At 70.2% G+C, this 15167-nt stretch carries 9 protein-coding genes; 7 read left to right on the top strand and 2 right to left on the bottom strand.

The features are described from left to right. Positions 1-48 precede the first annotated feature (48 nt). From GE300_RS03565 to GE300_RS03535, 7 genes are all read left to right on the top strand, one after another. A complete protein-coding gene (locus GE300_RS03565; protein WP_154444988.1) occupies positions 49-1182 on the top strand; it encodes a metallophosphoesterase family protein in 1134 nt (377 codons plus the stop codon). After that, the gene (locus GE300_RS03560; protein ID WP_325063080.1) at positions 1179-3764 is read left to right on the top strand and encodes an AAA family ATPase; all 2586 of its coding nucleotides are present in this window, start codon (positions 1179-1181) and stop codon (positions 3762-3764) included. The genes GE300_RS03565 and GE300_RS03560 overlap by 4 nt, the downstream gene beginning before the upstream one ends. A gap of 139 nt (positions 3765-3903) precedes the next feature. Continuing rightward, positions 3904-4950, top strand: coding sequence for a homocysteine S-methyltransferase family protein (locus GE300_RS23985; protein WP_154444986.1), 1047 nt, complete (start codon positions 3904-3906; stop codon positions 4948-4950). Next, positions 4947-7607, top strand: a complete 2661-nt coding sequence (metH, locus tag GE300_RS03550) for a methionine synthase (RefSeq protein WP_154444984.1) — start codon at positions 4947-4949, stop codon at positions 7605-7607. Before GE300_RS23985 ends, metH begins: the two co-directional genes overlap by 4 nt. A gap of 38 nt (positions 7608-7645) precedes the next feature. Continuing rightward, positions 7646-9073 carry an adenosylhomocysteinase gene (gene ahcY, locus GE300_RS03545; protein WP_154444982.1) on the top strand — a complete coding sequence of 476 codons (1428 nt, stop codon included), beginning with the start codon at positions 7646-7648 and terminating at the stop codon, positions 9071-9073. Positions 9074-9286: 213 nt separating this feature from the next. Beyond that, complete coding sequence (locus GE300_RS03540; RefSeq protein ID WP_154444980.1) at positions 9287-9736, top strand: MarR family winged helix-turn-helix transcriptional regulator; 450 nt, start codon at positions 9287-9289, stop codon at positions 9734-9736. Between the two features lie 18 nt (positions 9737-9754). After that, positions 9755-11422 (top strand): alpha-glucosidase, encoded by a 1668-nt coding sequence (locus tag GE300_RS03535; protein ID WP_154444978.1) that lies wholly within the window; start codon positions 9755-9757, stop codon positions 11420-11422. 16 nt (positions 11423-11438) lie between these two features. Here the strand turns inward: GE300_RS03535 and GE300_RS03530 are convergent, their stop codons facing one another. Next, the gene (locus GE300_RS03530) at positions 11439-13073 is read right to left on the bottom strand and encodes an alpha-D-glucose phosphate-specific phosphoglucomutase (RefSeq protein WP_154444976.1); all 1635 of its coding nucleotides are present in this window, start codon (positions 13071-13073) and stop codon (positions 11439-11441) included. Further along, complete coding sequence (gene glgX / locus GE300_RS03525; RefSeq protein ID WP_407647673.1) at positions 13070-15163, bottom strand: glycogen debranching protein GlgX; 2094 nt, start codon at positions 15161-15163, stop codon at positions 13070-13072. The genes GE300_RS03530 and glgX overlap by 4 nt, the downstream gene beginning before the upstream one ends. Positions 15164-15167 lie beyond the last annotated feature (4 nt).

Here is a 15167-nt window from a genome sequence, read left to right as displayed (position 1 = left end):
CGCCGGCCGCTGTTTCATCCCTGAGGCAGACCGACCGAGGGCCGCGCATTGACCGACTTCCGATTCATCCACACCGCCGACCTGCATCTGGGCAAACGCTATTCCACCCTGCCGGACGAGCACCTGCGCGGCAGGCTGGCCGAGGCCCGGCACGCGGTGCTGGCGCGTATCGCGCACGCCGCCCGCGACCACGGCGCGGCGCATGTCCTGGTGGCGGGCGACATCTTCGACACCGAAACCCCGTCGGATCCGGTCTGGCGCCAGGCGCTGGCCGCCATGGGCGCCGACGCCGCGCTGACCTGGTGGCTGCTGCCCGGCAACCACGACAGCCTGGCGGCCGAGGCGTTGTGGTCCCGGATCGCCGACCACGCCCCCGGCAACGTGCGCCCGCTGCTGAGCGCCGAGCCGGTCGCCGTCGCCCCAGGCATCCGCCTGCTGCCCGCCCCGCCGACCCGCCGCTATCCGGGCCGCGACCTGACCGACTGGTTCGCCGCGGACGAGGGCGATCCGGCGTCGCTGCGCATCGGCCTTGCCCATGGTCCGGTGCAGAATTTCGGCGACAACGACACCCGCGACGGGATCCCCCCCGACCGCGCCGCCACCGCCCGGCTGGACTACCTGGCGCTGGGCGACTGGCACGGCATGGTGCAGGTCGGCCCGCGCACCTTCTACCCCGGCGCGCCCGAGCGCGACGGCTACAAGCATCGCGGCCGCGGCGTCTGCCTGGCCGTCACCTTGGGCCGGCCCGGAGACCCGCCGGCCGTCGTTCCGGTCGAGACCGGCGGCTTTCACTGGGAAGAGCTGCCGCTGCCGCTGACCCCCGGTCACGACGCGGCGCAGGCGCTGCGGTCGCTGCTGCCCGCCGACACCGCCGGGCGCCGCGACATGCTGCTGCGCGTGCGCGCCGCCGGCCGCGCAAGCCTGGCCGAACAGGCCGCTATGGCCGACGCCGCCGATGCGGTGGCGCCGGATTTCGCACAGTTCCAGCTGGACGCCAGCGCGCTGGCGACGGAATACCGGGCCGACGATCTCGACGCGATCGACCGTGCCGGCGCGTTGCGCATGGCCGCCGACGACCTGCTGGCCGAGGCGCAGGACGACGGCCGCCCGGCCGAGGACCGGGCCGTGGCGTCCGCGGCGCTGAACCGGCTGTACGGCTATGTGCGCGAGGGCCGGGCGTGAGGCTGGTCTCGATTCGCCTGAACGACGTCCGGCGCTTTACCGATCCGGTGCTGATCGACGGCATCGGCGCGGGCCTGAACGTGCTGACCGCGCCCAACGAGCATGGCAAGTCCACCGTCTTCGACGCGGTCGAGGCGCTGTTCACCGTCGGCTATCGCTCGCGCAAGCAGGACATCGGCGCCTTGCGTCCGCACGCCGGCGGCGCGCCCGAGATCACCGTCGAGCTGGACCTGCCCGAGGGCCGGTTCACGGTGGCGAAGCGCTGGTTCTCGCGCCCCATGGCCGAGGTGCGCCAGAACGGCCGGCTGCTCGCCCAGGCCGACGAGGCCGAAGCCTGGATCGCGCGCACCGCCGGCACCGACGATCCGGCAAGCCCCACCGGCCTGCTGTGGGTGCGGCAGGGCCTGACCACGCTCGGCGACGGCAAGGACACCGCCGAGGCCCGGCGCGGCCTGCTGTCGTCGGTCGCCGGAGAGGTCGAGGCGATGACCGGCGGTCAGCGCATGGATGACGCCCTGCGCCGCTGCACCGAAGAGCTCGAGCGCCACGTCTCGGCGAAGGGGGGCCGCACGCGCGGCCCGCTGAAGGAGGCCGAGGACCGCATCGCCGCGCTGACGCCGCGCATCGCGGATCTGGAAAGCCGGGCGCGGGAGTTGCACGACGACCTCGACCGCCGCCGGAAGGTGCTGCGCGCGCTTTCGGAACTGACCGACCCCGAGGCCGTCGCCGCGCGCCGCGACCGTCTGGCCCAGGCCGAGGCGGCGCACGCCGCCGCCGCCGCCCATGCCGACGCCGAGAAGGCGGCGCAGGCCGCCGAGGAGACCGCGCGGCTGAAGCACGACGCCGCGGTGCAGAAGCTGGCGGCGCTGCGCAAGTCCCGCGCCGAGCTGGCCACCGCCGCCGCGGCGCTGGCAACCGCGGAGCGTCAGGCGAGGGAACTGGCCGTCTCGGCGGACACGGCCGAGGCCACGCTGGCCGAGGCCCGCACTGCCGCCGACGCCGCGCGCACCCGCGCCGGCGCGGCAGACGCCCTGCTGCGCCGGGCGGAACAGGCCGAGGCCGCGCAAAGCCTGTCCGAACGGCGCGACCAGCTGCACGAGCTGCTGACCCGCGCGGAGGGCTTTCGCCAGCAGGCCGAGACCGCCGCGGCGGCTGCCGGCGTCGGCCCGGACGCAAGGACGCTGGAAAGGCTGGACGAGCTGTCGCAACAGATCGCGCTGCACCGCGCCACGCAGGCGGCGCAGGCGCTGGGGGTGACATTGCGCTACGCGCCCGGCGCGCCGGCGGTCACCCTCGACGGCGCACCGCTGCCCGACGGCCGCCGCACCGCGCTGCCGCAAGGCGGCACGCTGGATCTGCCGGGGTTGGGCCGGATGACGATCCACCCCGGCCACGCCGCCTCCGACGAGGACGTTCCGCGTGCCGAAGCCGAGTTGGCCCGCGCGCTCGCGGCCCTCGGCGTCGCGACCCTCGACGAGGCCCGTGCCGCCGCCCGCAGCCGCGCCGACGCCGAACAGCGGCGGCGCGAGGCGCTGGCGCAGCTTTCGGCGCTGGCGCCCGACGGCATCGAGGCGCTGCGCGCCCGGCTTGCCACCCTGCCCGAGCCGTCCGCCCCGGCGCCGGCGCTGCCGTCGGCCGCCGACGCCCGTCTGGCTGCGGAAACGGCCCGGCAATCCGCGGAATCCGCCGAATCGACCCTCGACGAAGCCCGGCGCGCCGCCGAGCGCGAACGCCACGCCGCCGCCCGCGCCGCCGCCGCGCTGGACGGCGCCCGCGACCGGCACCAGCGCGCGGATGCGGACATGCGGGGCGCGGACCCCGAAACGGCCGAGGCCGATCTCGATCGCGTCCGCGCCGCCTGCCGTGCCGATCTGGACGCCGCCCAGACGCACCATGCCCGCCTTGCCGAGCGGGCGCCGGACCTGTCGGCGACAGGCGCCGCGTTGGAACGCGCCCGCGACGTGGCAGCGCGCGCCGAAGAGGACCGGCATCGCCTGAGCGCGGAACGGCAGCGCCTGGACGCGCGGATCGAGCTGCTGGCCGGCGAGGCGGTGGAGGAAGATCTGAAGGACCTGCGCGCGCAGCTTCGGTCGGCCGAGGACGACGCCGCCCGCTGCCAGTTCGAGGTCGCCCTGCTGCGGCGCCTGCGCTGCGCGCTCGACACCGCACGCCAGGCCGCCCGCGACCGTTACTTCGAGCCGGTCATGCGCGAGCTGGGGCCGCTGCTGCGCTTGGTCTGGCCCGATGCCGAGCTGCGCCTCGACGGCGAGTCCGTCCTGCCCTCGGCGTTGCTGCGATCCGGCGCCGAAGAGGCCTACGACACGCTGTCCGGCGGCACGCGCGAACAGATCGCGCTGCTTGTGCGGCTCGCCTTCGCGCGCATGCTGGCCGCGCGCGGCCGCCATGCGCCGGTCATCCTGGACGATGCGCTGGTCTACACCGACGACGAGCGCATCGAGGCGATGTTCAACGCGCTGCACCGACAGGCATCGGACCTGCAGATCATCGTGCTCAGCTGCCGCCAGCGCGCGTTCCGGGACCTGGGCGGCACCCCGCTGGAACTGCGCCACGCACCCGACTGACCGCAGCGACCGCTATCCCCGCGGCCCCGAGGGTGGTATCCAACTCCGCAGACCTATATATGCTGCACCGCACCCCGGGGCCGCCCCGGGTCTGCAGCCAGTGCCGCGCGTGGGGATGCGGCCGAGGAACCGGATACGCATGACCATGACGCACGACATCGCGCAAGCCGCCGCCGACCGCATCCTGATCCTTGACGGCGCGATGGGGACAATGATCCAGGCCCGCAAGCCCGACGAGGCCGCCTATCGCGGCACCCGTTTCGCCGACCACAAGCGCGACGTGGGCGGCAACAACGAACTGCTCAGCCTGACCCAGCCCGAGATGATCCGCGAGATCCACGCGGCGTTCATCGACGCCGGTGCCGACATCCTGTGCACCAACACCTTTGGCGCCACCGCCATCGCCCAGGCCGACTACGGCATGGCGGATCTGGCGCACGAGATGAACCTCGCCTCGGCCCGTCTGGCGCGGCAGGCCGCCGAGGCCGCCGACCGGCCGGTCTGGGTCGCCGGCGCCATCGGCCCGACCAACCAGACCGCCAGCATCAGCCCGGACGTGAACGATCCCGGCATGCGCCGCGTGACCTTCGACGACCTGGCCGACGCCTACGGCACCGCCGCCCGCGCCCTGATCGAGGGCGGCGTGGACCTGATCCTGATCGAGACGATCTTCGACACGCTCAACGCCAAGGCCGCGATCTACGCCGTGGAGACCCTGCGCGACGAAGGCCTGCCGGTGCCGCCGCTGATGATCTCGGGCACGATCACCGACCGCTCGGGCCGCACGCTGACCGGGCAGACGCCCGAAGCGTTCTGGACCTCGGTCGCGCATGCCCGCCCGATGTTCGTGGGCCTGAACTGCGCGCTGGGCGCCGCCGAGATGCGCGCGCATGTCCGCACCCTGTCGCAGACCGCCGACACCCGCATCAGCGCCTATCCGAACGCCGGGCTGCCGAACGAGATGGGCGGCTATGACGAGACGCCCGAACAGACCGCGCGCCACCTGGGCGAATGGGCCGACGCGGGGCTGGTGAACCTCGTCGGCGGCTGCTGCGGCACCACGCCGGACCACATCGCCGCCATCGCCGACGCCGTGCGCGGCAAGGCCCCGCGCAAGGTGCCCGCGACGGTGCAGCGCATGCGCCTGTCGGGGCTTGAGATGTTCGAAGCCGGGAGCGCCGCATGACCAGCGTCTCGCAGTTCATCAACATCGGCGAGCGGACCAACATCACCGGCTCGGCGAAGTTCAAGAAGCTGATCATGAACGGCGACTATGCCGCCGCGCTGGACGTCGCCCGTGACCAGGTCGAGAACGGCGCGCAGATCATCGACGTGAACATGGACGAGGGTCTGCTCGACTCGGTCCAGGCGATGCGCACCTTCCTGAACCTGATCGCCGCCGAGCCGGACATCAGCCGCGTGCCGATCATGATCGACAGCTCCAAGTTCGAGGTGATCGAGGCCGGTCTGAAATGCGTTCAGGGCCGCTGCGTGGTCAACTCGATCTCGATGAAGGAGGGCGAAGCGCCGTTCCTTGAACAGGCGCGCATCATTCGCCGCTACGGCGCCGCGGTCGTGGTCATGGCCTTCGACGAGGGCGGCCAGGCCGAGACCGCGCAGCACAAGTTCGACATCTGCAAGCGCAGCTACGACCTGCTGACGCAGAAGGCCGGTTTCGATCCCTGGGACATCATCTTCGATCCCAACATCTTCGCCGTCGCCACCGGCATCGAGGAACACAACGACTACGCCAACGCCTTTTTCGAGGCGACGCGGATGATCAAGCAGGCGATGCCGCTGGTGCATGTGTCCGGCGGGCTGTCCAACGTCTCGTTCAGCTTCCGCGGCAACAACGCCGTGCGCGAGGCGATGCACTCGGCATTCCTGTACCACGCGATCCCGCTGGGCCTGGACATGGCGATCGTGAACGCGGGCCAGATCACCGTCTATGACGACATCCCCGACGAGCTGCGCGAGCATGTCGAGGACGTGCTGCTGAACCGCCGTCCGGATGCCACCGACCGGCTGCTGGCGATCGCCGACAAGTACCGCGACTCGGGCGAGGCGGCGAAGAAGGAAGACCCGAAATGGCGCGAGGCCCCGGTGGCCGAACGCCTGCGCCATGCGCTGGTCCACGGCATCACCGACTTCGTCATCGACGACACCGAGGAATGCCGCCAGGCGATGGACAAGCCGCTCGACGTGATCGAGGGGCCGCTGATGGACGGCATGAACGAGGTCGGCGACCTGTTCGGCGCGGGCAAGATGTTCCTGCCGCAGGTGGTCAAGTCCGCCCGCGTGATGAAGGCTGCCGTCGGCCACCTGATCCCCTACATGGAGGAAGAGAAGAAACGCACCGGCGACACCTCGGCCAAGGGCAAGGTGGTGATGGCCACGGTCAAGGGCGACGTGCACGACATCGGCAAGAACATCGTCGGCGTCGTCCTGCAGTGCAACAACTACGACGTGGTGGACATGGGCGTGATGGTCCCGGCCGAGGACATCCTCGACCGCGCGATCGAGGAAAAGGCCGACATCATCGGCCTGTCCGGGCTGATCACCCCCTCGCTGGACCGGATGGTGGACGTGGCCTCGGAAATGACCCGCCGCGGGTTCGACCTGCCGCTGCTGATCGGCGGCGCGACCACCTCGAAGAAGCACACCGCGCTGAGGATCGCGCCGGAATACGAGCATGGCGTGGTGCATGTGGACGACGCCTCCAAGGCCGTCGGCGTGGTCTCGCGCCTGCTGTCCGCCCGACAGCGGGCCGATTTTCTGGCCGAGGTCGCGTCCGATCAGGCGCGGTTGCGCGATGCGACCAACGCCGGCGCCGAGCGCAGGACCACGCCGCTGGCCGAGGCCCGCGCCAACGCCTTCGACGGGGGCTTCGACGCCTACACGCCCCCCGCCCCGCAGACGCCGGGCATCACCGCAGTCGACGACATGACCGCCGCCGATCTGCGCGCCTATATCGACTGGTCGCCGTTCTTCTGGACCTGGGAGATGCGCGGCAAGTACCCCGAGATCCTGGACGATGCCGACAAGGGCCCGACGGCGCGCGATCTGTACCAGAACGCGCTCGCCATGCTCGACCGGATCGAGGCCGAGAACTGGTTCTCGATCCGCGGCGTCGTCGGCCTGTGGCCCGCGAACCGCGACGGCGACGACATCATCGTCTGGCGGGGCGAGGACCGCGCGGCCGAGGCGGCGCGCATCCACATGCTGCGCCAGCAGGGCTCCAAGTCCCGCGACCGCGCCAACATGTGCCTGTCCGATTTCGTCGCGCCCGAAGGCACCCCCGACTGGGTCGGCGGCTTCGCCGTCACCTCGGGCCCCGAGGTGCACGCGCTGGCCGAGCGCTGGAAGGCCGAGGGCAACGACTATGACGCGATCCTGGTGCAGTCCCTTGCCGACCGCCTGGCCGAGGCCGCGGCCGAGGCGCTGCACACCCGGGTGCGCCGCAGCCTCTGGGGCTATGCCGCAGGCGAGGATCTCGACAACGAGGCGCTGATCGCCGAGGCCTATCGCGGCATTCGCCCCGCGCCCGGCTATCCCGCCTGCCCCGACCACACCGAGAAACGCACGCTTTTCCGCCTGCTCGATGCCGAGCGCCACACCGGGCTGCGCCTGACCGAAAGCTGCGCCATGTGGCCGGCGTCGGCGGTCTCGGGGCTCTACTTCGCGCACCCGCAGTCGCAGTACTTCGGCGTCGGACGCATCGGCCGCGACCAGGTCGAGGACTACGCCGCCCGCAAGGGCATGGATCTGGCCGAGGCGGAACGCTGGCTGGCCCCGAACCTGGGCTACACGCCGGAACGCGCCTCGGCCCGCAAGATCGCCTGACCCGCCGTCGCAGCATTGAAAGAACAGGACGCAACATCATGACCAAGCAGGACAAAGTCCCGGCGCAGGACCACATCGTCAAGGACATCTCGCTGGCCGCCTACGGCCGGCACGAGATCGCCATCGCCGAGACCGAGATGCCGGGCCTGATGGCCCTGCGCGCGGAATTCGGCGACAGCAAGCCGCTGCAGGGCGCACGGATCGCCGGCAGCCTGCACATGACGATCCAGACCGCGGTGCTGATCGAGACGCTGAAGGCGCTCGGCGCCGAGGTGCGCTGGGCGTCGTGCAACATCTTCTCGACCCAGGACCACGCCGCCGCCGCGATCGCCGCCGGCGGCACCCCGGTGTTCGCCGTCAAGGGCGAGACCCTCGAGGAGTACTGGGACTACGCCGACCGGATCTTCGACTTTCCCGACACCGGCGACGGCGGCGGCGCCAACATGATCCTCGACGATGGCGGCGACGCCACGCTCTACATCCTGCTCGGCGCCCGCGTCGAGGAAGGCGAGACCGACCTGATCTCCGTGCCCCAGTCCGAGGAGGAGGAGGCGCTGTTCGCCCGGATTCGCAAGCGCATGCAATCCAGCCCGGGCTGGTTCACCCGGCAGCGCCACAAGATCCGCGGCGTCACCGAGGAGACCACCACCGGCGTGCACCGGCTCTACCAGATGATGGAGAAGGGCCACCTGCCGTTCCCGGCGATCAACGTCAACGACAGCGTCACCAAGTCGAAGTTCGACAACAAGTACGGCTGCCGCGAGAGCCTGGTCGACGGCATCCGCCGCGCCACCGACGTGATGATGGCCGGCAAGGTCGCCGTGGTCTGCGGCTACGGCGACGTCGGCAAGGGCTCGGCCGCGTCGCTGGCCGGCGCCGGCGCACGGGTCAAGGTGACCGAGGTCGACCCGATCTGCGCGCTGCAGGCGGCGATGGACGGCTTCGAGGTCGTGCTGCTGGAGGACGTCGTCGCCAGCGCCGACATCTTCATCACCACCACCGGCAACCGCGACGTGATCCGGCTGGAGCACATGCGGGCGATGAAGGACATGGCGATCGTCGGCAACATCGGCCATTTCGACAACGAGATCCAGGTCGCGGCGCTGAAGAACCACAAGTGGACCAACGTCAAGGAGCAGGTGGACCTGATCGAGATGCCTTCGGGCAACCGCATCATCCTGCTGTCCGAGGGCCGTCTGCTGAACCTCGGCAACGCCACCGGCCACCCCAGCTTCGTGATGTCGGCCAGCTTCACCAACCAGGTGCTGGCGCAGATCGAGCTGTGGACCCGGGGCGAGCAGTACCAGAACCAGGTCTACATCCTGCCCAAGCACCTGGACGAGAAGGTCGCGCGGCTGCACCTGGCCCGGATCGGCGTGAAGCTGACGCAGATGAGCGCCGAGCAGGCGGCCTATATCGGCGTCCGGCCCGAAGGCCCGTTCAAGCCCGAACATTACCGCTACTGATCCCTGCTACTGATCTCAGCTTCCGGGGCCGGCACCGCGCGCGCCGTCCCCGCATGCTGGGCTTGTCAGTCCGCAAAGCACGCAGGCAACACCGCCGGGATTCCGCCTCCCGGCGCGGCTCGTGCGTTGCCTCGGACCAGACGTTGCCCTAGTTTCAAGCGGCAACCGAATTTTACTGAACATTCCTCAATCGCACTCAATCACGGCATTGATATGAATGAACATTTTCACCTGGACGGTTTTCTGCCCTACCGCCTGCACCGGGCCGCCGAAGCGATCGGTCGCGGCTTTGCCGAGGAATACAAGGCGATCTACGGGCTGACACGCCCAGAATGGCGCGCGCTGGCCGCGCTTGGCCAGCGCGGCCGCCTGACCGCGACCGAGATCGGCCAGCATGCCGACATGCACAAGACCCAGGTCAGCCGTGCGGTCACCCGGCTTGCGGCGCGCGGCTGGCTGACCCGGCACGAGAACCCGCGCGACCGCCGGGTCGAGTTCCTCGAACTGACGGCGGCGGGACAGTCGGCATTCGGGCGGCTGACGCAGATCGCGTTGCGCTACCAGGCCCGGCTGGTCGACCGGCTGGGCGCGACCGGCGCAAAGGCCCTGGACCAGTACCTCGCCGTGATCGAGACGCCGCCCGCACCCAGCCCCGCCCCCTGACCCGGACCCGGAGACGCCATGCCCCGCGAGACGACCTGCACGCCGAAGGCGACCGATCCGGACTGGTGGCGCGGCGCGGTGATCTACCAGGTCTACCCGCGTTCGTTCCAGGATTCGGACGGCGACGGCACCGGCGATCTGGTGGGAATCACCCGCAGGCTCGATCACATCGCCGCGCTGGGTGTGGACGCGATCTGGCTGTCGCCGTTCTTCACCTCGCCGATGAAGGACATGGGCTACGACGTCTCGGACTACACCGGTGTCGATCCGATGTTCGGCGTGCTGGCGGATTTCGACGCGCTGGTCGCCCGCGCGCATGTGCTGGGTCTGAGGGTCATCATCGACCAGGTGATGAACCACACCTCGGACCAGCATCCCTGGTTCCGTGAAAGCCGCATCAGCCGCGACAACCCGAAGGCCGACTGGTACGTCTGGGTGGACCCGCAGCCCGACGGTACCCCGCCCAACAACTGGCTGTCGGTGTTCGGCGGCCCGGCCTGGGAATGGGACGGGGTGCGGCGGCAGTTCTACCTGCACAACTTCCTGAAAGAGCAGCCGGACCTGAATTTCCACAACCCCCAGGTGGTGGATGCGATCCTCGACACCTGCCGCTTCTGGCTGGACCGGGGCGTCGACGGCTTCCGCATCGATACCGCCAACTTCTTCTTCCACGACCCGCAGCTGCGCTCGAACCCGCCGCGCGAGGATTACGGCGGCCCCGCGGGCATCGGCGCCGATGCGCCCGAAACCAATCCCTACGGCATGCAGGAGCATGTGCATTCCAAGTCGCAGCCCGAGATGATCGGCTTCTACCGGCGCTTCCGGTCGATGCTGGACGAGTACGGCGCGACCACCAGCGTGGGCGAGATCGGCGATCCCAAGGCGATCGAGTTGACGGCCGAGTACACCAACGGCGGCGACAAGCTGCACATGTGCTACACCTTCGATCTGCTCAGCCCGCGGCTGGACGCGAAGTTCATCGCCCACACCGTCGGCCGGTTCGAGAAGGCGGTAAAGGACGGCTGGGCCTGCTGGGCGTTCTCGAACCACGATGTCATCCGGCATGTGACCCGCTTCACCCTGCCGGGAATGGATCACGACCGGGTGGCGAAATTCTCGCTGATGGTGCTGGCGGCGCTGCGCGGCTCGATCTGCCTGTACCAGGGCGAGGAAATCGCGCAGCCGGAGACGGATTACGAGTACCACGAGATCCAGGATCCCTACGGCAAGCGGTTCTGGCCTGCCTTCAAGGGCCGCGATGGCTGCCGCACGCCGATGCTGTGGGATGCCGAGGCGCCGAACGCCGGGTTCACCAAGGGCGAGCCGTGGCTGCCGATCCGGACCGCGCACATGGACCGCGCGGTCAGCCGGCAGACCGAAGATCCGGACTCAGTGCTGAACCATTATCGCGCGGTGCTGCGGCTGCGCGCCGAGACGCCGGCGCTGAAGCTGGGCGACATGGAGCGGTGCGAGGCGCTGGACGACGGCTGCTTGCTGATCGTCCGCGCGCACGAAGGCAAACGGCTGCTGATGGCGTTCAACTATTCCGAGGATCCGGCCGCGCCCGCCCTGCCCGCCTGGGCCAGGAAGCCGAAGCCGCTGCCGCTGCCCGGCTTCACCGGCCGGCTGGACGGCAAGACGATCTCGCTTCAGGCGCTGGACGTGTTCGCGGCCTGGATCGGCTGACGGCGAAAACCGGAGGTCAGGTGCGCACGTCCGGCGCGTCGCGCCCGGTGCGGTCCCGGATCCCGGCAAGATCGTCGGCGGCGGCGATCACCGGCGCCAGCGCTTCCTGCGGGTCCAGATGCTGTTTCGCCGGGTCGGACTCGTAACGTTCCAGGTAGACGCGCAGCGTCGCCCCCACGGTTCCGGTCCCCGAAAGGCGGTAGACGATCCGGCTGCCGTCCTCGAAATGCACGCGGATGCCCTGCGCGTTCGCGACCGAGCCGTCCACCGGGTCGGTATAGCTGAACTCGTCGGCGTCGCTGACGGTCAGCCCCTCGACCTCGACCCCCTCCAGCGCACTCAACTGCTCGCGCAGACCGTCCACCAGATCGCCGGCCGCGACCGCGTCCAGCGCCTCGTAATCGTGCCGCGAATAGTAGTTGCGGCCGTATTCCTTCCAGTGCTCGGACAGCAGATCGGCGACGCTTTTGCCGGTCGCCGCCAGGATGTTCAGCCACAGCAGGACGGCCCAGAGCCCGTCCTTCTCGCGCACGTGGTTCGAGCCGGTGCCGGCGCTTTCCTCGCCGCAGAGCGTCGCCATTCCGGCGTCCAGCAGGTTGCCGAAGAACTTCCAGCCGGTCGGGGTGGCGAAACAGGCGATGCCCTTGGCCTCGGCCACCCGGTCGACGGCGGCCGAGGTGGGCATCGATCGCGCGACCCCCGCCAGCCCATTCGCGTAGCCCGGCGCCAGATGCGCCTGCGCCGCCAGCACCGCCAGGCTGTCCGAGGGCGTAACGTAGGTGCCCTTGCCGACGATCATGTTGCGGTCGCCGTCGCCGTCCGAGGCGGCGCCGAAATCCGGCGCGTCCGGCCCCATCATCAGGTCCATCAGTTCCTTCGCCCAGACCGGGTTCGGGTCCGGGTGCCCGCCGCCGAAGTCGGGGCTTGGCGTTCCGTTGCGCACGGTGCCCGGTGCGGCCCCCAGCTCGTCCTCCAGGATCCGCCGGGCGTAGGGGCCGGTGATGGCGTGCATGGCGTCGAAGGCCATGGTGAACCCGCCCTTGAACAGGTCCCGGATCGCGTCGAAGTCGAACAGCTCGCGCATCAGCGCGGCGTAGTCCTCGACCGGGTCGATGACCTCGACCAGCATGCCGTCCAGGCGGCTTTCGCCGATCGTCTCCAGGTCGACGTCGCCGGCCTCGAGGATCTTGTACCGCTGGATCACCTTGGTCGCGGCGTGGATGCGGCTGGTCACCTCCTCCGGCGCCGGGCCGCCATTGGGGGTGTTGAACTTGACGCCGAAATCCTCGTCCGGGCCGCCGGGATTGTGGCTGGCCGACAGGATGATGCCGCCGTCGGTGCCGCGCTTGCGGATGACGTGGCTGGCGGCCGGGGTCGACAGCAGCCCGTTCTGGCCGACGATCACCTTCGCCGCGCCGTTCGCGGCGGCCATGCGCAGGATCACCTGCGCCGCGCGGTCGTTGAAGTAGCGCCCGTCGCCGCCCAGCACGAAGGTCTTGCCGTCGGCGCCGCCGATGCCGTCGAAGATCGACTGCACGAAGTTTTCCAGAAAGTGCGGCTCCATGAAGGTGCGCGTCTTCTTGCGCAGACCCGAGGTGCCCGGCTTCTGGCCGTCGATCGGGGTGGTGTCGTGGATCGCGATGCGGGTCATGTCGTCGCTCCGTCTTCGGGCAATGTAAGATCTGCGCCGGGCGGTTTCAGCACGGCGACCGAATCGGCGGGCACCTTCAGCGTACCCGCGTCGAGTTCCGGCGCTTCGGCCGTCCAGAAGAACGGCTCCCAGTCGGCGGCGTGGGCCGGCACCGTGATGTCGACGGGCGGCCCGGAATTGAACACCATGAACACCGCCAGGTCGCTCTGCGCCCACTCTGGCGTACCGGCCGCCATGCGCTTTTCGACGCACAGCGTGTGCAGCGTGTCGTCCTCCCAGTTGTCGTTCTGCATCTCGTATCCGCCCGGATGATACCACGTCAGGTCGGGCATGCCGTCGGTGCGGATTTCCGAGTGCAGAAACCGCCGCTGCCCCAGCATCGGGCAGGCGAGACGCAACCGCACCGCGCGGGCGACGAACGCGAGGAACTCAGGGTCGGCCCCGTCCCAGGTGACCCAGCCGGTGGGGTTGTCCTGCACATAGGCATTGTTGTTGCCGCCCTGGCTGTTGCCCAGTTCGTCCCCGGCCAGCAGCATCGGCGTGCCCTGCGCCGCCAGCAGCGTGGCGATCATGTTGCGGCGGCGGCGCGCGCGCGCGGTGTTGATGGCGGGATCGTCGGTCGGTCCCTCGACACCCATGTTGTCCGAGATGTTGTGCGCGTGGCCGTCCTTGTTGTCCTCGCCGTTGGCCTCGTTGTGCCGCTGGTCGAAGCTGACCAGATCCATCAGCGTGAAGCCGTCGTGCGCGGTCAGGAAATTGATCGAGCTGTTGGCGGTGCGCCCGGAATGGCCGAACCGCTCGGCCGAGCCGGCGATGACCCCGCTCAGGCGGCGTACCTGGCCGGCGTCGCCGCGCCAGAATGCGCGCATGGTGTCGCGGGCGACGTCGTTCCACTCGGCGAACGGCGGCGGGAACGCGCCCAGCTGATAGCCGCCCGGACCGATGTCCCACGGCTCGGCGATCAGCTTGACGCCGGACAGCACCGGATCCTGCCGGATCGCGTCCAGCAGGCCCGCACCGGGGTCGAAGCCGCGCCCCTCGCGGCCCAGCACCGTGCCGAGATCGAAGCGGAAGCCGTCAACGCCCATGTCGCGCGCCCAGAACCGCATGCTGTCCGTCACCAGGCGCAGCATCGCGGGGCTGGCGCAGTCCAGCGTGTTGCCGGTGCCGGTGTCGTTGAGATAGGAATGCCCGTCCGGCCCCAGCCGGTAGTAGCTGGCGTTGTCCAGCCCCCGGAACATCAGCGTCGGCCCCCGCCAGTCGCCTTCGCAGCTGTGGTTGTAGACCACGTCCAGAATCACCTCGAGCCCGGCCGCGTGCAACGCGCGCACCATCTGCCGGAACTCGGCCTGCGGCGCGTCGGTGGCGGCGTAGCGGCGCGCGGGCGCCAGGAAGGTCAGCGTCTGGTAGCCCCAGTAGTTGCGCAGCCCGCGGTCCGCCAGATGTCGGTCCTCGATGAAGCCGTGCACCGGCAGCAGCTCCACCGCCGTCACCCCCAGCATCTTCAGATGCTCGACCACCTTCGGGTCGGCCAGCGCGCGGTAGGTGCCGGGATCGCCGACGCCCGGCATCTGCATTGTCAGCCCGCGCACATGCGCCTCGTAGATCACGGTCTTCGACCACGGGGTGCGCGGCCGTTCCTCATCGGCCGGCGGCAGCGGCGCCATCACCACCGCCTTCGGCACATGGCGTGCGCTGTCGCGGCGGTCGGGATTCTGGCCGTGGCCGCCGGCCTCGTCATGGCCCATCAGCGCCGCATCCCACACCAGCTCGCTGTCCAGCTGCATGGCATAGGGGTCGATCAGCAGCTTGCGCGGGTTGAAGCGGTGCCCCTGCCCCGGCGCCCACGGCCCCTCGGCGCGGTAGCCGTAGCGCTGGCCGGCGCCGATGCCCGCGACATGGCCGTGCCAGATGCCGCCGGTGCGCTCGGGCATCGGAAGCCGCGCGACCTCGGCGCCGACGGCATCGAACAGGCACAGCAGCATCCGAGTGGCGTGGGCCGAGAACACGGCGAAGTTGACGCCGTTCCCTGTCGGGGTCGACCCCATCGGTGCCGGGCTGCCGGGCCCCATTTCGAACGCTGCCGCCATCGCC

This window comes from Halovulum marinum (assembly GCF_009697225.1).
Classification (GTDB): Bacteria; Pseudomonadota; Alphaproteobacteria; order Rhodobacterales; family Rhodobacteraceae; genus Halovulum; species Halovulum marinum.
This window is presented reverse-complemented; position numbering and strand designations above follow the sequence as displayed.

Bases quoted from the DNA above. Each gene is read 5' to 3' on its own strand.
- GE300_RS23985 (WP_154444986.1), top strand. From the start codon at position 3,904: ATGACCATGACGCACGACATCGCGCAAGCCGCCGCCGACCGCATCCTG.
- metH (WP_154444984.1), top strand. From the start codon at position 4,947: ATGACCAGCGTCTCGCAGTTCATCAACATCGGCGAGCGGACCAACATC.
- ahcY (WP_154444982.1), top strand. From the start codon at position 7,646: ATGACCAAGCAGGACAAAGTCCCGGCGCAGGACCACATCGTCAAGGAC.
- GE300_RS03540 (WP_154444980.1), top strand. From the start codon at position 9,287: ATGAATGAACATTTTCACCTGGACGGTTTTCTGCCCTACCGCCTGCAC.
- GE300_RS03535 (WP_154444978.1), top strand. From the start codon at position 9,755: ATGCCCCGCGAGACGACCTGCACGCCGAAGGCGACCGATCCGGACTGG.
- GE300_RS03530 (WP_154444976.1), bottom strand. From the start codon at position 13,073: ATGACCCGCATCGCGATCCACGACACCACCCCGATCGACGGCCAGAAG.
- glgX (WP_407647673.1), bottom strand. From the start codon at position 15,163: ATGGCGGCAGCGTTCGAAATGGGGCCCGGCAGCCCGGCACCGATGGGG.